General features: G+C 38.2%; 1 protein-coding gene and 2 pseudogenes. 2 read left to right on the forward strand and 1 reads right to left on the reverse strand.

The window, feature by feature from the left end:
• Nucleotides 1-911 (forward strand): annotated as a pseudogene (locus DB41_RS11880) (hypothetical protein); the annotation flags it as partial.
• 197 nt (nucleotides 912-1,108) lie between these two features.
• On the opposite strand, the gene DB41_RS01985 reads toward DB41_RS11880, so the two are convergent.
• Entirely contained in the window at nucleotides 1,109-3,673 is a 2,565-nt protein-coding gene (locus tag DB41_RS01985) for a hypothetical protein (protein ID WP_039383754.1), read from the reverse strand.
• 239 nt (nucleotides 3,674-3,912) lie between these two features.
• Here DB41_RS01985 and uhpC point away from each other — a divergent pair.
• Nucleotides 3,913-5,264, forward strand: a pseudogene (gene uhpC, locus DB41_RS01990) (MFS transporter family glucose-6-phosphate receptor UhpC).
• The last annotated feature ends 298 nt before the right edge of the window (nucleotides 5,265-5,562 follow it).

A 5,562-nucleotide genomic window follows, 5' to 3' on the forward strand; every position in this document is an offset into this window, starting at 1 on the left:
TAAAAGGAGGTTCAAGAAATATAGAAAAGCTTGCTAGGCCCTGGATTTCTGGCCAAGTAGAGATGGAGGAAGGCTCTATCTCTTTTTTAATAGGCCTTCGTGCAAAATCAGAGGTTTTGCAAGGCTTACCAGAGAAAATTCCACCTTTGCCCCCTGAAGAAGATAAAAGAACTATAGGCCCACAAAACCAGAAAGAGGAAGCAAATATCTCTTTACCTAGGGAAATAAATGTAGCAAAGGAGCCTACAGCCGAAGAATTAGCCTCCATTCCCTCCTCATCCTCCCAAAATGAAGGAGTTTTGGCTGGCAAGATTCCTTCAGCGCCTCCTCCTCCTTTATTGAAAGAAGCTCCCTTGCAAACCAGCATGGCTATCCCCGTTGCTCCGCCTCCCCCACCTTTTTTGAAAACCACTGATACCACTCAATTAGTTGCTTACAAGAAGCTTGCTTCTCCAGAATTAAGTAAGGAAACGGTAAAGAGGCCAGATCACGACATCGCGGAGCAACTCATGAAACGTCGATTAGCGATGCATGATCCTGACGAAGAGGAAGAAGGGGTAGAAGAAGACATGGAGAGCCTAAAAGATAGCAGCCAACCAATAAATTTAGAGGATAACCAGTCGCTCTCGGCGGTTAAAAAAGAAAAAAATTATCCTCATGAGGCTACACAAGTTAAAAAAGGGATTGGCTCTCAAGGGCAACCCCTAGATAGATCAGCACTTATGCAACAAATTATAGAAGGCAAAAAGCTCACCTCTATTAAACCAAACGAAAAGCTTACCAAACCGCAGCCTAGTTCCCCTCTGATGGAGGCTCTTTTTAAAAAAGTAGAACAGGCGAAAAGCTCTTCTCCCCATTCATCTTCTTCAGAAAATATGGCTGAACAAGAAGATGAAGAGTGGAATGTTTAAAAAAGAGGCCCATATTTTAATGTCCCTTTTGGAAAATTAGGCCGATAATTTAAAGGCAAAATGGCATTTTTTCTTAAGCAGGCTTTCTTAGTAAAACCTTGTCTTTAAAGAGGAGATCAGCTTTTAAAGAGCTGCTTTCTTTTTTTAAAGGATATAGACAAAGTTCCTATAGGGAGATTAAAGGTAGAAAAAAAGATTTAAAATTTTTTAATTTTTTCCAACTCTTCCATGTAATATTTTTCATCATCTGGAGTATCTAAGGTGCAGAATTTTAAAACTTTAAATAGCGCAGCTGCTTGCTCTTCATTGTTTATTAAGGATAAAGGCCGGGGATGGGAGGAAAAAAGCAGGAAATTCAGTTGAGAGATTAGGGTGTTTTTAATGATTTTTTGATCCATTTCTAACTCATCGAGATCGCTAAAATTTTTTATAACAAGCCAAGAGGTGACAGCATCTACTAGCGTGGCAAGTTCGCTCATATTTTCAGCTTGCTTTATTTTTTCTCTATATTTTTGTAAAAGGGCTGGATGATCATGATGAATGGCATTAAGCTTTAAATGACTTAAACCAGCTTTTTCTAGATAGCCTTTGAATTCTTTAACGGGCATTAATGGATATTCTTCTGTCAATTGAAGGACGGATTGAATGAGATGATGTTTTTGTTCAAGGTCTAAGTGGTGATATTTTTGCAATAAATCCTTAGCTTTTTTTTCAAATTCTTCCGTTGGATGCTCACTATTTTCATTTATAAGATTGATCATTTGATTTTTAAGAGGAGTAAGCACCTCTTCTCGTGATTGGCGCAAATGCTTTAATTTTGCTAACAAAGGATGAATGTGTAAGGAAAGAGCATGGGGATTGTTAGGGTCTAGTTCTACTAAAACTTCATAGTCAGCAGGCAAAGTAGAGCTAGCAATTTTTGAAGAGTCGTTAAAAGTTTTAGGTGAGCTTTCGTCATCAATGATAAGATGGCTACTTACGATCATGCCCTCAGGATTAAATTTTAAATAAGCCGTCAAAAAGCTTCCCTGGGAGGTAAAAGCTGCAATGGCTTTTTGAGCTTCCAAGGTAAGTTGAATTCCGTCTGAAAAATAAAGCACCATATCTGACATCTTAGATAGAAGGCTCATTTCTTGCTTTAAGCGGGATAATTCATGAACATTACCTGGCGTTTGCATCAAGTGGATAGCACGCTTGATGATTGTCTCGCCTAATTGATAATAGCGAGGAGCATTGTAAATGTAATTTTCTGCCCCCGGGCGAATCAGGGTTAGAGCTTTAGGGGGAGAAAAGTCTGTGGCTTTACGTTTTTGAGCCAGTATGCTTAAAAGAATGAGCTTGCCTTGTTTCACAAGATTTGTTACTTCGACTGCATTAGAATTATCTAAATTGTTGGAATTTACCAATAAACGATTAAGAGTTTTCATATCAGCAACTTTCCGAAGTTGCATGAGTTTAGAGTCTATAACGATAGCAGTTTTAGGAATCAATGATTGGAGTACGCTAGGCGCTGGTTGCGCGATAACAAGAAATTGCGAAAAATCGGTACTAGTATAAATCCTTAGAGAGTAAGAGGTTTCATTCAGATGCCCATGCTGATCGATCTTTGTTAAGGAGGGGTAGTCGTGAGGAATGACTTGAGCAAGGCTTTTTTTGATAAATTCTGGATCGGACCAATTCTTTTTTTGAGGCTTAATATAATGTATTTGAGCGTATTTAAGCGCCATAGCTATATCAGCCACACCTTCTGCGGCTTTCATTTCTTCTATTTCATTTTTGGCGCTAATATTAAAATAAAGAGCGCCGGCGACAAGTCCAAGGATAAATAAAAGAGTCATTACAAGAGTCGTAAGAAATTTCCAATCGATAAGATTTTTTGTCTCTTCAATTTTTACACCTGTAACCGCTGTTTCTTCTTTTTCTGTATTCCAATTTTCGCCCTCATCGTCAAATTCACCTACTTGATATTCAGGGCGGTTTTTTGGTGCAAGCATATGGGGAAGAGTAGGAAAGTGATCGACTGTATCTTCTTTCAAAAAAGGAGATTCTTCCGCTGGGTTACCTAAACTCTCTACCTCAATTTTTTCTTGCAAAAAGAGGGAAGGGCTATCTTTTTCACTAGCTAAATAGGTAGACAGGCTGTCTTCTTTAAAATGTTTGACTCCAAATTGCTCAATTTCATGCATTAAATCTTCTAACTCCCTTTCCTCAAGCTGGCTTTTTGCCCATTTTTTCTGCTCCAAGAAGTTAGCCTCTTCTTGAAAAGGAAATTTACTAATCTCCTGAGGAGCCATGCGGGAAGGGTTAGGGAGGAAGTTTGAGCTTTTTAAAAGGTTTTCAGAGATAGAAGAAGGGGGAAGGGAGGCCTTTTTTTCCACAGCTTGCCATTCAAGTAGCCCTTCTAGGGTAACATTTAAAGGCTCATTTGTAGAAGAAGGAATCTTTTCTTCATCTTGTGCAGACTCTATATACTTGAGCTCTATCTGAATAAGATGTCTTCCAACCTGCAAAACCCCACTATCTTTTATATTTTTTTTACCAAAAGGCAAATCATTTAAAGTTGCAAAAGGGTCATTTGCATAATTGATCACTTGGCAGAGCAGCCCTTTGTGCACAATTTTTATATGAATAGGCTGTATAGCCGCATCAGGTAGAATTAGATCAGCTTTCATAGATCCTGTGCCTGAACCAATAATTATTATTTCTTGGTCAAAAACGCTAACAATTGGGCTCTCATGCGGATTTATGGTAATTTTTATCATTATTAGTTATTCTTAAAAATCCTAGATGGTAGAATTTAATTTTATGAGCTGCATTTCTAGCATATCTGGCAGCTAAGGTCAACCTAATTTATTGTTAAATAAATTTTTAATTGGATTAATAGCGTAGCTACTGATAAAATGTTGCGCTTGTGTAAAATTGATCCCCCCGTTATAAGAATCCATATCTGCCAAAACAGTGAAAATTTCAAAAAAATAATTTTAATTTTTAGGAGCGTTGCGTGAATTGGTTGCTTAGATTATTAAGGCCTGCACCCTATCTACCGGAAATTCAAGATCAAGAAGAAGTTAAGCATCTTTATAATTATTGGCGTATACGAATTTTATATTCCATGTTTATAGGCTATGCTTTTTATTATTTTACACGTAAAAGTTTCACTTTTGCTATGCCTGGCATTATTGCTGAATTAGGATTCGATAAGAGCCAGCTAGGAATTTTAGCAAGTATTTTTTCTATTACCTATGGTTTTAGCAAATTTGCCAGTGGCATTATTTCCGATCGCTCAAATGCTCGTTACTTTATGGCTTTTGGCCTTATTATTACAGGCATAATTAATATTTTATTTGGTTTGTCTTCTAGCCTTTTCTTATTTGCCATTTTTTGGGGGCTAAATGGATGGTTTCAAGGTTTCGGTTGGCCTCCTTGTGCACGTTTTTTAACCCATTGGTATTCTCAATCAGAAAGAGGCTCATGGTGGTCTACCTGGAACGTCTCTCACAATGTAGGCGCTTTTTTAATCCCTTGGATTGTAGGTTTTTGTGCATATTATTTTGGTGGCTGGCGAGCCGCTATGTATGTGCCGGGAATCATTTGCATTCTAGGAGGTTTTTATTTAATCAACCGCTTAAGGGATACTCCTCAATCTTTAGGATTGCCTTCTATAGAAAAATTCCGCAACGATTATTCCGGGAATGGTAGCCAACCAGAGGATGAACAGCTCTCAGCGCGTGAAGTTTTGGTGGAGTATGTTTTAAAAAATAAATATATTTGGATGTTGGCTATTTCTTATTTTTTTGTCTATTTTGTGCGTACAGGGATTAATGATTGGACCGCCCTTTATTTGATAGAAACCAAGGGGTATAATCAGCTGAGTGCCAATGGCTGTGTCTCCTTATTCGAAGTGGGCGGTTTTTTTGGCAGCTTAGCAGCAGGTTGGGCTTCTGACTATTTTTTCGCTGCTAAGAGGGGACCTGTTAATGTACTTTTTGCTGTACTTATGTTTATAGCCATTGCTTTCTTTTGGTTTGTCCCCGCAGGTTATCCTTTGGTAGATTCAGCAGCCATGTTTACAATAGGTTTTGCTATCTTTGGTCCCCAGATGTTGATTGGGGTAGCATGTGCTGAGCTTTCTCATAAGAAGGCTGCAGCTTCTTCTACTGGGTTTGCAGGCACATTTGCCTATATGGGAGCTGCTGTGGCAGGTTATCCTCTCGGCAAGGTCACCCAGGAAATGGGATGGGATGGCTTTTTTGGTGCTTAGGGATTTCTTGCATAATAGCCGTTGTTTTGCTTTTACCTTTGTGGGCGATTAGCGAAAACAAGAAACTGGTGACAGCAAAAAACCGTTCCTAACAGAAATTTTTTTCCTTAAATTTCTTAAATGAAAGGGTTTTTATGGTTTTTTTAAAGTGTTAAAAATTTATCCAGGCGTGTTTATTGAAGAGCCTCTTTCGTATGAGCAGCGTGCTAAGAGCAAGAAATTGAGCGAATCAAAGCACAACGTGAAGGCCAGATCAGGGAAGTAGGATGCAAATATATCGGGTTGTTCATTTACCCGCATGGTTTTTTGCTAAGATAAAGAATTTTTTTTAATTCTTATATAAATCCCTCCCTCCTCAAAAGTAACCGTAAAAATTTGTTATCTTTTAAT

This window comes from Neochlamydia sp. TUME1 (assembly GCF_000813645.1).
Classification (GTDB): domain Bacteria; phylum Chlamydiota; class Chlamydiia; order Chlamydiales; family Parachlamydiaceae; genus Neochlamydia.